At 42.3% G+C, this 15,046-nt stretch carries 14 protein-coding genes; 2 read left to right on the top strand and 12 right to left on the bottom strand.

Annotation, left to right across the window (positions count from 1 at the left end; genetic code table 11):
• Positions 1-271: 271 nt before the first annotated feature.
• Complete coding sequence (locus IQ264_RS16435; protein WP_193981872.1) at positions 272-4,879, top strand: DUF4912 domain-containing protein; 4,608 nt, start codon at positions 272-274, stop codon at positions 4,877-4,879.
• 279 nt (positions 4,880-5,158) lie between these two features.
• Here IQ264_RS16435 and IQ264_RS16430 read toward each other — a convergent pair whose 3' ends face one another.
• Positions 5,159-5,830 (bottom strand): 2OG-Fe dioxygenase family protein, encoded by a 672-nt coding sequence (locus IQ264_RS16430; RefSeq protein ID WP_193981871.1) that lies wholly within the window; start codon positions 5,828-5,830, stop codon positions 5,159-5,161.
• 152 nt (positions 5,831-5,982) lie between these two features.
• Positions 5,983-6,744, bottom strand: coding sequence for an HpcH/HpaI aldolase family protein (locus IQ264_RS16425; RefSeq protein ID WP_193981876.1), 762 nt, complete (start codon positions 6,742-6,744; stop codon positions 5,983-5,985).
• 383 nt (positions 6,745-7,127) lie between these two features.
• On the opposite strand from IQ264_RS16425, the gene IQ264_RS16420 reads away from it, so the two are divergent.
• Positions 7,128-7,781 (top strand): response regulator transcription factor, encoded by a 654-nt coding sequence (locus tag IQ264_RS16420; protein WP_193981870.1) that lies wholly within the window; start codon positions 7,128-7,130, stop codon positions 7,779-7,781.
• A 22-nt stretch (positions 7,782-7,803) separates the two neighbouring features.
• Here the strand turns inward: IQ264_RS16420 and IQ264_RS16415 are convergent, their stop codons facing one another.
• From IQ264_RS16415 to ffh, 10 genes are all read right to left on the bottom strand, one after another.
• On the bottom strand, positions 7,804-8,289 hold the full coding sequence (locus tag IQ264_RS16415) for a low molecular weight protein-tyrosine-phosphatase (RefSeq protein ID WP_193981869.1): 486 nt from the start codon (positions 8,287-8,289) through the stop codon (positions 7,804-7,806).
• A 42-nt stretch (positions 8,290-8,331) separates the two neighbouring features.
• Entirely contained in the window at positions 8,332-8,976 is a 645-nt protein-coding gene (locus IQ264_RS16410; protein ID WP_193981868.1) for an HAD-IA family hydrolase, read from the bottom strand.
• Entirely contained in the window at positions 8,977-9,597 is a 621-nt protein-coding gene (locus tag IQ264_RS16405) for a serine O-acetyltransferase (RefSeq protein WP_193981867.1), read from the bottom strand. It lies immediately after the preceding gene.
• Positions 9,598-9,625: 28 nt separating this feature from the next.
• Entirely contained in the window at positions 9,626-10,453 is an 828-nt protein-coding gene (locus IQ264_RS16400) for a DUF6816 family protein (protein WP_193981866.1), read from the bottom strand.
• A 43-nt stretch (positions 10,454-10,496) separates the two neighbouring features.
• Positions 10,497-10,904, bottom strand: coding sequence for a ChuX/HutX family heme-like substrate-binding protein (locus IQ264_RS16395; protein WP_193981865.1), 408 nt, complete (start codon positions 10,902-10,904; stop codon positions 10,497-10,499).
• Positions 10,905-11,077: 173 nt separating this feature from the next.
• Complete coding sequence (locus IQ264_RS16390; protein WP_193981864.1) at positions 11,078-12,034, bottom strand: PhoH family protein; 957 nt, start codon at positions 12,032-12,034, stop codon at positions 11,078-11,080.
• A 196-nt stretch (positions 12,035-12,230) separates the two neighbouring features.
• The gene (rpsU, locus tag IQ264_RS16385; protein WP_073595038.1) at positions 12,231-12,404 is read right to left on the bottom strand and encodes a 30S ribosomal protein S21; all 174 of its coding nucleotides are present in this window, start codon (positions 12,402-12,404) and stop codon (positions 12,231-12,233) included.
• A 171-nt stretch (positions 12,405-12,575) separates the two neighbouring features.
• Complete coding sequence (locus tag IQ264_RS16380) at positions 12,576-13,001, bottom strand: KH domain-containing protein (RefSeq protein WP_193981863.1); 426 nt, start codon at positions 12,999-13,001, stop codon at positions 12,576-12,578.
• Complete coding sequence (gene rpsP / locus IQ264_RS16375) at positions 12,964-13,224, bottom strand: 30S ribosomal protein S16 (protein ID WP_193981862.1); 261 nt, start codon at positions 13,222-13,224, stop codon at positions 12,964-12,966. The genes IQ264_RS16380 and rpsP overlap by 38 nt, the downstream gene beginning before the upstream one ends.
• A gap of 158 nt (positions 13,225-13,382) precedes the next feature.
• Positions 13,383-14,852, bottom strand: coding sequence for a signal recognition particle protein (gene ffh, locus IQ264_RS16370; protein ID WP_193981861.1), 1,470 nt, complete (start codon positions 14,850-14,852; stop codon positions 13,383-13,385).
• Between the last annotated feature and the right edge of the window lie 194 nt (positions 14,853-15,046).

Here is a 15,046-nt window from a genome sequence, read left to right as displayed (position 1 = left end):
CTGCCCCCCTGCCCTTCTGCCTTCTGCCTTCTGCCCCCCTGCCTTTTATTTCTTGCTCGGCATGAAAATATTAAATTAATCTAAAACTAATCTGTAAAAAAACAGGCAAAACTTTTAAATTTAAAATTAATCCTCTTAACTTTTAGCAACACTTTGTTCTTCCCTAATATCAATAAAAATTAGCATAGCTGAATCCTAAAGGAGAGCTATATAATTAATCATATTTTAGGAAAATTTAACTTCAATTCGCGCTACTGAGCCATTTTTATAGATGTTACACAAAAAAGACTCTTCAATCGCCACTTTAGCTTTACTGCTAGCCCTGGCTGTAGTTCCTAAACCAGCAACTGCATCTCAAAAACACCAGCTTATTTTAGCCCAATCTTCCACTACTCCCACCACTATTCCCTTACCAAAGTCAGTAAAATCTGGCACTCTGGTAAGAATTGATGGTTCTAGTAGTACAGCCACATTTAACCAAGCTCTTAAAGAAAGTTTTGAAAAAGAATACCCAGGTACAAAAGTAAATGTTGGCTATCGGGGAACAACAGCTGCTTTAAACTCATTGGTCAAAGGAAATATAGATATAGCTGCTATTGGTCGTCCCTTAACTGATAAAGAAAAATCAAAAGGTTTAGTTGCCGTCGCTCTACCTAGAACTAAAATTGCAGTAATAGTAGGGCCAAAAAATAGTTTTCAAGGAAGTATCACAGACGCTCAGTTTGCCAGAATCTTTCGCGGCGAAATTAAAAATTGGTCAGACTTTGGCGGAAAACGTGCCAGAATTCGCTTGATTGACCGACCCAGAAATAGCGATACTCGCCAAGCTTTACGAAAGTACCCAGTTTTCAGCAATCGTCCCTTTCGCTCAGGCTCCAACGCTGTCAGACTATCACAAGATAGTACCAATGCAGTCATCAATCAATTGGGAACTAATGGCATTGGTTACGCTATTTCTAACCAAGTAACCAGTCGCCCAAATGTGCGGATCGTCTCAATGCACAAAGTTCTACCCAACGATCCCAAGTATCCTTTTTCACAACCAATCTATTACGTATATAGACGCAAAAACCCCAGTCCTGCTGCTTTGGCATTCTTGGGTTTTGCTAGTACACCCGCAGGTAAACAAGTAGTCAAAGCTGCTGCTGGTGTTCCGGTTGCTACCACTCCGCCAAAAGCAGTTGCGCCAAAACCACCCCAACCAACCGCACCCGCAGCTACAACCCCAAACCCAACTCCCGCCCCCATTGCCGAAACAGAACAAACAAATCGTGGCGGACTTGGTTGGCTGTGGTGGTTGATACCTCTATTAGCATTGTTAGGTATCCCGATTTGGTGGTTACTGAAAAATCGCCGCACCTCAACCGCCGCAGTAGATAGCCAAACACCACTACCTCCAGCAGGCGGTTCTACTACTGAAGCAACCACGCAAACAATAGTTCCCCCTGCTACCAGTACTACGGGAACTATTGCCATTCCCCCCACTCAGCTACAAGAAACAGCCAACACTGAAGAACCACTTTGGGGAGAAGAATCATCACCCACAACAGATACGCGAAGCGAAGCAGTTACTCCAGCAACAGCAACACCCAATTGGTTAGCAGGTGCAGCTGTTGTCGGTGGAGCAGCTTTAGCAGGAGCCATCGCATCAACAAACTGGAATAGCAGCATCACCCTAACCGCAGACAATGGTCAACAAGTTCTTGCAACTTGGCAAGTCTCAGAAGCTCACAAGCAAGCAGTAAGAGAACAAGGCGGAAGACAGCTGGCTATTAGGCTTTATGACATTACAGACATTAATCAAATTCAAAGCGAAGGTTGGCAGATTTTCCAACAGTTTCATGTAGATGAAGAAGCTAACGAGAAATTATTGCCGATATTGGTTGCCGATCGCGACTATAGCGCAGAAATTGGTTACTTAACAGAAGACAATACCCCTAACGGCACTCTGCACGATCGCTGGTTGCCCATAGCTAAATCTAATCCCATTTACATACCAGCTTCTGTCCCACCTGTTACCGAAGTTATCCCTCCAACCCCAGCACCATTAACTCCCACCACACCCGCAGACTGGGGAAGCAGCATCACTCTTACACCACAAAGCAGTCAACTCGCCCTTGCTGCTTGGCAAATATCGAATAGACACAAACAAGCATTGCAGCAACAAGGTGGAAAACAATTAGTATTGCGGCTTTATGATGTCACAGAAACTCCTATAGATGAGCAAATTCCAGCGAATTTTCCTCAATTTGCCGTAGATGAACAAGCTACCCAAATGTTAGTAGCCATACGGGAAACAAACCGCGATTATGTGGCAGAAATTGGCTACTTAACTGATGATAATCGCTGGTTATTGTTAGCTAGATCGGCTCCAGTACGCATAGTTCCATCCATACTACCAGATGCGGTCATTGCCACTACTCTTCCCACTCCTGTTGTTACCTCAACACCTACCAGTAATAGCAGCATTAGCTTGACACCATTTAACAGTCAACAAGCTATTGCAGCTTGGCAAATATCAGAAGAACATAAACAAACCCTGCAACAACAAGGCGGTAGACAGCTAGCTTTGCGGCTTTATGATGTGACAGAAATACCTGCTCAACCTGCCACAGAAAATTGGAGATTTTTCCAACAATTTAATGTGGATGAGCAAATTAATCAGATGTTAGTGCCGATATTAGTTAGCGATCGCAATTATGCCGCAGAAATCGGTTATTTAACAGAAGACGAACAATGGTTATTATTAGCCAGATCCGCACCAATCACAATTAGTAGCGATACTCCCCCAACCACAGAAATTGACCTAGCCCCCGGAGTCATCGCCGCACTAGGTTCAACTCCCGTTAATAGCAGCATTTCCCTAGCACCAAAAACCGCCAACCTTATTATTGCTAACTGGCAAATCTCCAATGAACATAAACAAGCATTACAACAACAAGGCGGAAGACATTTAGTATTGCGGCTTTATGATGTAACGCAAATTGCTCTAAACCAGCAAGAACCGCAATTTTTTCAACAATTTATCGTAGATGAGCAAGATAATCAAAAATTACTCGAAATAACTGTTGGTGATCGCAACTATGCCGCAGAAATTGGCTATTTAACAGATGACAATCGCTGGTTATTTTTGGCAAGATCGGCACCAATACATATAGTTTCCTCCCTTTCACCAGAAACCGAAATCACCCCAGAAATTAGCGAAGTTTCTTCTCTTTCACCAGAAACCGAAATTACCCCAGAAATAAACGAAGTTTCTTCCGTTGTACCAGCAACCGAAATTAGCCCAGAAATTAGCGAAGTTTCTTCCCTTTCACCAGAAACCGAAATTACCCCGGAAATTAGCGAAGTTTCTTCTCTTGCACCAAAAACCGAAATTAGCCCAGAAATTAGCGAAGTTTCTTCTCTTTCACCAGAAACCGAAATTAGTGAAGTTCAGCCAACATTAGATAATACGTCGATAGACTGGGAAAGTACTATCACCCTGACAGCAGAAAATGCTACGCCTGACGGCACGCTACGCGAACGTCAAGCCCTTGCAAGTTGGCAAGTTTCTTATAACCATAAACAAACATTGCGGCAACAAGGTGGCAGACAATTAGCACTCAGACTTTATGATGTGACTGACATAGATTTGAGTCAGGAAAACCCACAAATTTTCCAACAATTTCCAGTAGACGAACAAGTTAACCAAACATTACTACCTATACCACTGGTCGATCGAGATTATGTAGCAGAAATTGGTTATTTGACTAATGATGACAATTGGTTAATTGCAGCTAGATCGGCACCATTAAAAATGGCCTCTGATGTTTTGCCAGCCACAGAAATTGATTTAGGTATTTTAGGCTCTTTAGGTGCTTTAAGTGCTGTCGTTAACGAAGTAACTGATGTGCCATCAATTATTGATGAGAGTGACCGCACTCAGTCCGAAATAGAAGCCGCAAAATTTGATCTGGGATTAGAAGAATTAACCCCAGAAGTATTAGCAGCAGTAGATGAAGGACTTCCCGACTTACCTTCTGGGTACGACGAAAGTCGCATAGTTCTGATGCCTCGCGATCCTCAGTGGGCTTACACTTATTGGGATATTCCTAGACGACATAAAGAAGAATTGCGGCAACAGGGAGGTTCTCAATTAGCTTTGCGATTTTATGATGTCACTGATGTAGATATGGATTACCAAAATCCTCACAGTGTACAGGAATTTGAGTGCGATGAAATGGGGCGGGAATGGTATTTGCCTGTTCCGGTGAGCGATCGCGACTACATCGTAGAAATCGGCTACCTTACTAATGATGGTCGCTGGCTAATGTTAGCTAGGTCAAACTCTATCCACATCCCTCCCCTCTACCCCTCCAGTTGGTCAAATGACCAATTCATCACTATTCCTTGGGAAGAAGAACTAGAAAACAAGCAATTTTTAGATTTAGGTTCTCCGACTCAACAAGCAACTACCACACCAGCTAACAGTTTTCATGACTCCTTTTTTGGTGTGATACCAAGCCCAAATTTAGCAGCACAAACAGAAGCTTCTTATATTTTCCCCTCTGGTATCGGTCAATGGGCATCAGGAGTCGGTTTTTCCTCGGAAGCTTTAGCAGAACGTTCCCGCCAATTTTGGTTAATGGCAGATGCAGAACTCGTAGTTTACGGTGCTACAGAACCCGATGCTGTAATTACGATCGGAGGTCGTCCTATTAAAGCAAACTCAGACGGCACATTCCGCTTTCAGCTGTCTTTCCAAGATGGGATGCTTGATTTTCCGATCGAAGCCTTCGCACCCGACGGCGAACAAACTCGTTCCATTCACCTAAAATTCAACCGCGAAACTCCCGTGCGGAACACGAATACTCAAGAGGAAGCACAGGAGGAGTAGGGCAGAGGGACAAGGGGACAAGGCGACAAGAGAACAAGAGGACAAGAAAACTCTGTAACTCAAAACTCTCTCCAGGGCGGGTTTTGTTGTCAACTCTTCTGCTGTGTTCACAGAATTTTCTGCTAAACCCGCCCCTACAAACTCATACCAAATCCGGGTTAGTTACCCCTCTATCTTCTCCATCTTTCCTCTGCGTTCTCTGCGTCCTGGAGTGGTTCATTAATAAAAAGGGTTTTTCACCCGGATTTAGTATCAAAACTTACCCAGTCCCTAGTCCCCTTAATCCTCAATCAAACTGGGGCAAGTTAACACAAATACGTCTCTTGTCCCAACACCTTCAGTTAAGGGTTTGATGGGGGTGGTGTAGTGGAAGAATTCGCGATCGTTTACTAGCAGTAATTCCCCTGCGTTTAAAACTTGTTTGAAAACCGGGTCTTGTTTGGGAGTTTTATATAAATGGGTTTCGCCGCCCTCAACATTGTGCCTATCTACTGCAAAAATTCCAATTAAGTCAGTGCCATCTCTATGAATGCCTTCTGGTGCTGGGTTGCCGAAATTTTCTGGTGAACAAGTAGTGCGAATTTGATGCACTCCTACTTCTAAGGCTACTGAGTTTAATTTGCAAAAATCGCTGAAGGCAAATAGCAGTTTTTTAAATTCAACTAATTCGATTAACCCATCATCTAATTCAGCGAATTCTCGCTTAACATCACCTAATAAACGGTTGTAATTTTTACTTTGAAATAAATGACCATGAGGTAGCTTGACTACTTCATCAGAAGAGACTTTAAACCGCGACAATCTTCTTTGGCGATATTTACCTTTGATGTAAGGATCTACAGGCAGGTCGTTAAAGAATGGTTTCAAATCTTCTAAACGGATGCGGTCTACTCTTTGCAATGTAAACATCATTGCATATTGCAATTCCGTTGAGCCTAATAAAGTTTGCATAGTAATTTTCCTTGATATGATTGATCCCCTTATATTCTTTGGGGTCATATTGTCCATTATAAAAGCTGCTCAAAAAAATGTTGTCAAATGGACAACAAAAAATCACAACTTATGATATGAAAAATTTTACTAAGCAATCATACTTAATCTAACTAACTTTTTACTGCTTTGACTAGAGCCTGACAAGCGCGAAGAAAGATCGCCACATCCACACCCAAAGCAATGTACTGCACCCCAGCATCAATCCATAACTTAGCGATCTCTGGGTTATCGGCAAATGTGCCAACAGCTTTTTGACTCTGGCGAATCTTCGTGACACACTGTTTCATCAATTCGACTACACGGGCATCGCCTACCTGTCCGGGAATTCCCAAAGACTGGGACAAATCATAAGGGCCAAGAAAGATGACATCAATGTGAGGGACGCTGACAATCTCTTCTAGGTTTTCTACACCCTTTTTGCCTTCAACATGAACCACTACTAAAGATTCTGCGTTCAATTTACTTATAATTTCTGTACCTGCGGCAGTATACATTCCAGCACGGGTATTCAAAGAAAGACCACGACTACCCAAGGGGTAATATTTAGCACTACATACAACTGCTTCGGCATCGGTTTTAGTTTCAATTTGTGGCACTTGGACACCTGCGCTGCCGATATCGAGGGCGCGTTGAATTTGTGGAGCATCATTTTTGCGAACTCGGACGATCGCACTAAGCCCCACACAATCAGCCGCCCGACAGAGATCTTCGGCTCCCAGAGTGTGTAGAGGCCCATGTTCCATATCAATAATCGCGAAATCAAACCCTGCGTGTCCACAAATTTCGATGAACGCAGGATAGGCACAATTAATAAATGGCCCGATGACGACTTCGCCTTGTTGAAGTTTCCGTTTAACTTGGTTTTTGCTCATATATTCAGTAGTCAGCAACATATTTAACTAAAATATATTAGTAGTGCAGGGGAGCAGGGGAGCAGAGGGGCAAGAAAACTCCTTAACTCAAAACTCAAAATTCTGTGTTGGTGGGTTTAGCAGACAATCTCTGTATCTCACACAAAATCTCTGGACTCTCACCCGCCCGTACAAACTCAAAACTTTCCTCCTTCTACTTTCTGCCTTTCTCTCTTCCCTTCTACCTTCTTGCAGTAGTTAGAAAAGCTATCTCATTTAAGTTGTGCCTAAGCATTTTCCGCAAGGCAGAAACGTTATCCTAGTAAAAAATTGATGATAGCCGTAACTTTTAATATAGACTTAGCCTATTGTATGGGTTAAGTCTCCTAGCCACCTGTACCCTCATGTCCTTGATAATCGTAGTTGCAGATGACGATCTGCCGATGCGTCTTTTTGTAAGTGAATATTTAGAAATGTGTGGCTACTCAGTAATAGCGGCTGAGGATGGTCAATTGGCGCTGGAGTTAGTTGAAAAGTATCATCCTCACTTACTGGTTACAGACATCATGATGCCGCGAATGGACGGCTATGAATTAGTGCGTCAAGTTCGTCAAAGTCCCGAATTTAGGTTGTTGCCAGTGGTATTTTTAACGGAAAGAAATTCTACTGAAGAACGAATTCGTGGCTATAAGTTGGGGTGCGATTCCTATTTACCCAAACCTTTTGAAATTCACGAATTAGGAGCAATAATTCGCAATTTGTTGGAGCGAGCGCAAATTATGCAAACGGAGTGGCATTTACGGATGCAAACACCCACATTATCAGGAAATGCTAACACAACTGCCCAAACAGCTGTTACTATTAGCAATTTGAGTAAAAGAGAGAAAGAAGTCCTAGAATTAATTACTCGCGGGTTATCAAATATAGAAATTGGCGATCGACTACATTTGAGTGCTAGAACAATTGAAAAGTACGTCAGTAACTTGCTCAGAAAAACCGAAACTAGCAACCGAGCGGAGCTAGTACGGATTGCTATTGAACAGCGTTTAATCGATTAATCAATTTCAAGGTTGGTTAACTTTAATTAACGGATTGTTGCTGACTGATAACATAGTTAAGCAAACCTTCACAGGCATCTAATAAAAGATCAATTACCTGATTAAATCCTTCTGGGCCACCATAATAAGGATCGGGTACTTCTTTGAGGTTATGCCTAGTACAAAAATCACACATCAGTTTGACTTTATCTTGATATTGGCGAGAGCGATCGATCGCCAAAATATCTCGATAATTCTCTTTATCCATTGCCAAAATTAAATCGAACTTCTCAAAGTCCGATCGCTGAAACTGACGTGCTTCACCTACTAATTGAATTCCTTTCAGTTTAGCTGCGACACTCATCCGCCGATCTGGAGGACTACCAACATGATAACTAGAAGTTCCCGCCGAATCACAAATAATTTCTTTGCTTAAACCAGCTTGGTTAACCAAGTGTTTCATAATGTTTTCTGCCGAAGGAGAACGACAGATATTACCTAAACAAACAAACAGTAATTTGTATGCCATCAATCAAGAGATTTGAAATTTTCAATGATCTACTTTACACCTCTAACTGCGATTTAGCCAGATCGCCCTTAAACCAGCAGCTTTTGCACCTTTATAATCTTCTGTAAAACTATCACCAATATGCCAAGCTGCATCAGCAGAACAATCATGTTTTGCTAAACCAGCAGAAAAAATTTCCGCTTCTGGTTTTGCTGCACCCACTTCTGTAGAAATGGTGACAGAGGAGAAATACTGCATCAACTCTAAAGCATCTAAAACCGAGTAAATACGGGAATCAAAATTAGATAGTACGCCTAAAGTGATTCCCAAATTTTGCCAATGTTCTAAAGCGGGAATTACATCAGCATAAATAAACCAAGGTTCAGCAGTGGCAAAATAATCATAAAGTTCCCCAAAGAAATTAGCAAAATCAGTAAATTTTTCCCAAACTCCTGCTTCTTGAAAAGTGTTAATCGCTACTGCTTCCCACCATTCAAACTCGCGCAAAGGGATTTCTTCTACCGGAACTCCCGGAAAAGCCATTTTCTCGCTTTTTTTAAAGCTGTTGTAGAAAGCTCGATCTAACTCTTCTAGCGAAACTTCTACACCAAACTTTTGAGCGATTTTTCCGTAGACTTCTCCCACACTACCTTTGATTCCAAATAGAGTGCCAACAGCATCTAAAAAAATTACCTGTGGTTGTTGCATTTAAACTAATTCTTCTTTTACTTTCAAACCATCTCTTTTGATAATATAAGCAGGAACACCGACAACTACACAATTATCTGGAACATTTTTAGTAACAACTGCATTTGCTCCTACGGTGACATTATTGCCCAAATTGATATTTCCCAAAACTTTTGCTCCCGCCGTTATTCTAACATTATTACCTATTTGTGGACGACCTGTTTTATCTTTATATCCAATAGAAACTTGTTGATTTATCCAACAATCTTCTCCTATATCTGCCATAATAATTGTGCTAAACCCATGTTGAATGAATAAACCTCCCCCAATATTACAAGAGGGATCGATAAACAGCGAAGGACATTCTGGATAAAATATTTTAATTATTTTCATTAAAAGTCTAGCTGAAAGGTTTCCTTTACTTATTCGATAGTAATAAAGATTGCGAAACTCTTTATTTCGAGAATTCAAAGTTAGTAAGTTGATTAAATTAGATGGTTCTTTCCACTCAAATACACTCACCCATTTTTGCACATCAACAATAATAATTTCCTTTTGTGTACTGAGGTAGAATAAGAGTAATTGAGGCAAAAACAGAGTCAATTCTAAAAAAGTAAAAATTTGATTAAAAACACCTTTCACAATCGCAACTCCTAAACTTTAAATACAATTAATTCTCATCTTTTTGTTGGTAAAAATTTAAATGGTAGTGATAAAGAGCAACAGGCTTTTCAGTAGCGATAAAATAACTAGGGTCCTGGGGAGACAAATAAATAGCAGTGATTTGTTCTGCTGTAATCGGCACATTTGATACTTTTTGCCGTTGATAAACAGTAGTAGTTTCTACTTCATTTAAATAAACTTGAGCAGTGCTGCGAAATATTTGTTGAGAGATTTCCGTAGCAATAAACTGATTAGAATTAGGCTGTTCAGTGGCGCGATTTGTCACCAGAGAAATCAGTTGTCGTTCTCCTGGCAAATAAGTAACTTGACGATTTGGGTTATCCCGATCGACATTTACAGAAAGAATAGATCGATCGCCCAAAGTAGCCCTAGCTATATTTAAACCATTAAAAGAGCGATCGGCAACCACACTCTTAGTTTTGAGTTTTGTTAGCGTAGCGGTGCGTAGCACGTTTTGAGTTTTGAGTAGGGAAAAAGGATACCCTTTTACTTGTGGTTGCTGTTGATTAACTTCTCCAAAACGCACCAAAAAATTGATTGGTTTATTTAAAAACTGTCGATTCCCCTCAAAACCTGGAGTCACAAAATCAGGAGCCAAAGGTGCTACCATTTCCACCAAAGTACTGCTAACATTCCAAGTACCCTTAATCCAATCGGGATAAACCAAATCTTCAGTTGCTTTCACTGCCGAAATCACAGGTTTAGTATCCCAATTAGGAAATTGCGACAACCTATCATTTAGTGTACCCGCCCTCACCCCAGTACACCAAAAACAACACACTAAAACCAAACAAAAAACCCAAAAACCTCTCACAAATCCTCTCTGTGTCCTCTGCGTCTCTGCGGTTTCAAACAAATTAAATCGCCTCCACAGGAACAGGTTCCCAAACCTCCCCATACTTCTCTTTTAAACCTTGCCAAGCTTCCACTTGCCCAGGTTCATATTCTCCCGGTTTTCCCCACTGCAAAAAAGCACTAAAAGCAGGTTCTTGCTGTTCATCTAGAAAGCGAATTGCATAAGTAGTAAAATTACCCCGTTTCGACTCCCCAGTTTCAAATTTCACCTGAGTAATTTTATCCATATTCAAGTGAAATTCAAAATCATCAGCGTGCATATTCGCATACTTACCTTTAGGAAGTTCCGCATAAAAAAGCTTTTTAATCGGACTACGGACTTCCAAAACTCCGGCACTACTAGTTACAATTAAACGCAGTGTACCTAAATTTTCACAAGCTTCCAGAAACTCTTTTAAATTAGCAGACATAATGATTTTGGTAGTTGGTAGTGGGTAGTTGGTGAGAATAAACATTAGGTTTGTTGTGACGACTTTAGTCGTTTTTTGCTGAAATTAAGAAACACTGAAGTGTTTACAACGAACCTGATGTCATTCTTTGCTGAAATTAAGAGACACTGAAGTGTTTACAACGAACCTGATGTTTAACTGTTTTCGTACTTTTCGTAAGCAGTTACGATTCTTTGTACTAAAGGATGGCGCACGACATCTGCTTGGGAGAGGTGACAAAAAGCCATTCCTTCTACATTTTGCAGAATTTTTTGAGCTAATGCTAAACCAGAGGTTTGATTAGGTGGTAAATCTGTTTGGGTAATATCGCCAGTCACCACCATTTTTGAGCGAAAACCTAAGCGTGTCAACACCATTTTCATTTGTGCTGGTGTGGTATTTTGCGCTTCATCAACAATGACGAAAGAGTTGTTAAGAGTACGTCCCCGCATATAAGCTAAAGGAGCGACTTCAATCACGCCTCTTTCCATTAAATTGGTGATTTTTTCTGGGTCAATTAATTCATGCAAAGCGTCGTACAAAGGGCGTAGGTAAGGGTTAACTTTTTGCTGTAAATCTCCTGGTAAAAAGCCTAACTTTTCTCCTGCTTCTACTGCGGGACGAGTTAGGATTAACCGTTCATATTGATTGGCTAAAAGTGCTTGAACTGCTAAAACAGCTGCTAAGAAAGTTTTACCAGTACCAGCAGGGCCAATGCAAATGGTCAGGTCGTGGGTGCGAACGGATTGGATATATTGACGTTGGCGAAAGGTTTTGGCGCGTATTTCTTCACCGCGACGAGTCCGGGCGAGGACATCTCGCTGTAAGTCTTGTAACTCTTCGGTACGTTGAGTATCTAAAGCGTGACGGGCGGTGAGGATATCGACGTTAGTAATAGTTTTACCATGTTTCCAGAAGTCTTCGAGCGATCGCACTAACCTACCACAAAGCTCAACTTGATTCGCCGTTCCTGAAATCAGTAAATCTTGTCCGCGCAACACCACTGTCGCACCAGTTTGTTGCGCTAAAGTCTTCAAATTTTCTTCTCTTATTCCGCTTAGTGCGATCGCACTTTCTATTGTAGGTAGCTGAATCGTCGCTGACTCCGGCATTGTTGAAAAATTTTGCAGTAGTTTAAAATTACCTTGTCTTTATACAATACTTAATCCCCAACAAAGCAAAAAGACGCTGCACCCGAAAAGCCAGCCACCACAGATGTTAAATCTGAGATAACTAATTGTGTGGTTGAGCGTCATTTTTGCTTTTCCAGAAATCAAAAATTTATGGTTTTATTTCCGGCAAATATCATTAATATCTGCGCTTGCGTGAAGCTTCAGCTTTCCGCTTGCGACGGAGGCTGGGCTTCTCGTACCGTTCACGGCGTTTAACTTCCGACAAAATTCCCGCTTTTTGAATCTTTTTTTTGAACCGTCTCAACGCCGAGTCAATAGACTCATTTTCTCCCAAACGGACTTCTGCCACTTTTTAACTTTCACCTCCTTAAGGCTTTCCAATTTACTAGTTAAGGCAATTGTATTGCTTGAGTTCTAAGATTGCCTCAATATTACATACTAACCCTAGCGAAGCATGGCAGAAATAACTAAATCACTTGAAAAAAGTGAAAAGCTGAGCAAACCCTTCTGCCTTCTTGCACTAGCGTGGTCGGAGTCTATTAGAATTTCTAGACGGACTAGGGGGACGGGGAGAAGGTCTTCGCCCCATATCTCTGGGTAGTGGTGGGCTACTATCATGTTCTGCTGGGGTACCGCCGTAGATATCCAGGTAAACCGATTGTCCGGCTAATTTCGCTGCTGCGGTAATTACCGTTCGGATTGCCTGAATATTACGTCCACCACGACCAAAAACCCGCCCTTTATCTTCACCTTCAAAAGCCAATCGAATCCATACTTTAGGTTTAGTCGATGAAATTTCGCAGTCTACCTTCAGAGAATTAGGCGACTCCAAAAACGGCTGAAGGAGGAATTTCACAAGTCCAGGATAATCTGGTGGACTTGTGGCTGACAAAGGTTGGACAGAACCATTACTCGGTAACTGGGGTACGTAGCTGCTCGAAGACATTAGCTTTTTGGAGGATGCTGCGAACGGTATCGGTGGGTTGAGCGCCTTCTTTGAGTCGTTTGACGATCGCTTCTACATTTAGTTTAGTTTCGTCAGTACGAGGATTATAAAACCCTAATTCTTCGATCGGACGACCTTCTCGACGAGATGTACTTAGCGCCGCCACTATCCGATAGCTGGCTTCCCGCTTCTTACCGTATCGCTTTAATCGCAATTTGATCATTTTGGAAAACTAATTTGCACAATTCTGACTAATCTACTATTGTACTTCTCTATGCCGGAGAATTGGGTAAATCTTAATGAAGGGAAGAAAGGCAGAAGGCAGAAGGCAGAAGATAAAAATTCTCCTTGTCTCCTTGTCCTCCAATCCCTAGTCCCCATCTATAATTGACCAAAACCTTTTTTCTTTTTGTCTTTTTTCGGCTTCTTCTTGCCACCGCCACCTGCGCTACCATGACCACGCCAGCCCGGAGGCGGTTGCCGATTTCCGAAAGGACTCATCCCGCCGCCCATTCCGGGCATTCCCATTCCGGGCATTCCCATTCCGGGCATTCCGCCTTGTCCCATCTGCTGCATGAGAGTCCGCATTTTTTGGAAATCAGCTACCAGTTTAGAAACTTCAGTTTCTCGATAACCTGAACCTTGAGCAATGCGTTTGCGCCGACCGGGAGAAGAAGCTAATAATTCTGGTTCCCGGCGTTCTTGGGGAGTCATGGAATTAATCATCGCCTCAGTTTGTTTGAGTTTCACCTCAGCTTCCCGCAACTGCTGATCGGAAATTTTGGGCATTCCGGGGAGCATTTTTAACAAGCCGCCGAAAGATCCCATATTTTTCATCAACCGCATTTGCTTGAGGAAGTCGGTAAAGTCAAACTTAGCCGAGAGGATTTTTTCCTGCATCTTCTCAGCATCGGTAAAATCGATCGCTTCCTGCGCCTTTTCCACCAAGGTCAGCACATCACCCATCCCTAAAATCCGGGAAGCCATCCGGTCAGGGTAAAAAGGTTGTAAAGCATCCACTTTCTCGCCCACACCGATAAACTTAATCGGTTGACCAGAAACTTGCCTTACCGAAAGTGCTGCCCCACCTCTAGTGTCGCCATCCATCTTGGTGAGTATCGCGCCCGTCACCCCAATTTGTTCGTGGAAAGTCCGAGTCAGCGTCGCCGCTTCTTGTCCCGTCATCGCATCCACAACTAGCAGAGTTTCATCCGGTTTTACCGTTTGTTTAATCCGGGCTAACTCTGCCATCATGTCTTGGTCAATTTGCAAGCGTCCGGCAGTATCGATAATTACCGTATCAAAACCTTCCGCTTTCGCCTTTTCCACACCTTGACGGGCAATTTCTACTGGGTCAGCATCTTTCCCCAATTCAAAAACGGGTATTTCAATTTGTTGACCTAATGTTACCAACTGATCGATCGCCGCAGGACGATATACGTCAGTAGCTACTAGCAGGGTAGAACGATTCTCTTTCTTTAAATGTAAAGCTAACTTAGCCGTAGCCGTAGTTTTACCCGTTCCCTGTAACCCCGCCATTAAGACAATAGTGGGTTTTGTCTTCGCCTCTGCCAAGGGAACATTGCTTTCCCCCATCACAGATACCAGTTCGTCATAGACGATTTTGATAAACTGTTGGTCAGGGCGTACCCCAGTAATTACTTCTGCGCCTTGGGCTTTGGTTTTCACCTCAGCCACAAAATCTTTCACTACTTGCAGGTTGACATCTGCTTCCAGCAAGGCGCGGCGCACTTCCTGCAAAGCTTCTTGAATGTTGCTTTCGGAAATGCGGTCTTGTCCCCGTAACTTTTTCCAGGCACTCTCTAAACGATCGGCAAGCGCATCAAACATAAACTTAATAATTCTCGGTTATTTATTAGATTATCAATTGGTGATTCTTGATTGTGATTTGGGCAGTCTTAGTTAGGGACTGTTGCCCGCATGACTGTTCGGAATGCTATAACAGTGTCCGCAGGTGCATTCTCAGCTTATAGGAAGAGTTTAACTATTTTGCGATCGTTTTGGAGTGCGATACGGCTTACGCC

This window comes from [Phormidium] sp. LEGE 05292, assembly GCF_015207735.1.
Classification (GTDB): domain Bacteria; phylum Cyanobacteriota; class Cyanobacteriia; order Cyanobacteriales; family Aerosakkonemataceae; genus Floridanema.
Note: the sequence above shows the minus strand (reverse complement) of the source record. Positions and strands in the feature narration are given on the sequence as shown.

Excerpts from the sequence above, each read along its gene's own strand:
- IQ264_RS16435 (WP_193981872.1), top strand. The coding sequence starts at position 272 with ATGTTACACAAAAAAGACTCTTCAATCGCCACTTTAGCTTTACTGCTA.
- IQ264_RS16430 (WP_193981871.1), bottom strand. The coding sequence starts at position 5,830 with ATGCAAACTTTATTAGGCTCAACGGAATTGCAATATGCAATGATGTTT.
- IQ264_RS16425 (WP_193981876.1), bottom strand. The coding sequence starts at position 6,744 with ATGAGCAAAAACCAAGTTAAACGGAAACTTCAACAAGGCGAAGTCGTC.
- IQ264_RS16420 (WP_193981870.1), top strand. The coding sequence starts at position 7,128 with ATGTCCTTGATAATCGTAGTTGCAGATGACGATCTGCCGATGCGTCTT.
- IQ264_RS16415 (WP_193981869.1), bottom strand. The coding sequence starts at position 8,289 with ATGGCATACAAATTACTGTTTGTTTGTTTAGGTAATATCTGTCGTTCT.
- IQ264_RS16410 (WP_193981868.1), bottom strand. The coding sequence starts at position 8,976 with ATGCAACAACCACAGGTAATTTTTTTAGATGCTGTTGGCACTCTATTT.
- IQ264_RS16395 (WP_193981865.1), bottom strand. The coding sequence starts at position 10,904 with ATGTCTGCTAATTTAAAAGAGTTTCTGGAAGCTTGTGAAAATTTAGGT.
- IQ264_RS16390 (WP_193981864.1), bottom strand. The coding sequence starts at position 12,034 with ATGCCGGAGTCAGCGACGATTCAGCTACCTACAATAGAAAGTGCGATC.
- IQ264_RS16380 (WP_193981863.1), bottom strand. The coding sequence starts at position 13,001 with ATGTCTTCGAGCAGCTACGTACCCCAGTTACCGAGTAATGGTTCTGTC.
- rpsP (WP_193981862.1), bottom strand. The coding sequence starts at position 13,224 with ATGATCAAATTGCGATTAAAGCGATACGGTAAGAAGCGGGAAGCCAGC.
- ffh (WP_193981861.1), bottom strand. The coding sequence starts at position 14,852 with ATGTTTGATGCGCTTGCCGATCGTTTAGAGAGTGCCTGGAAAAAGTTA.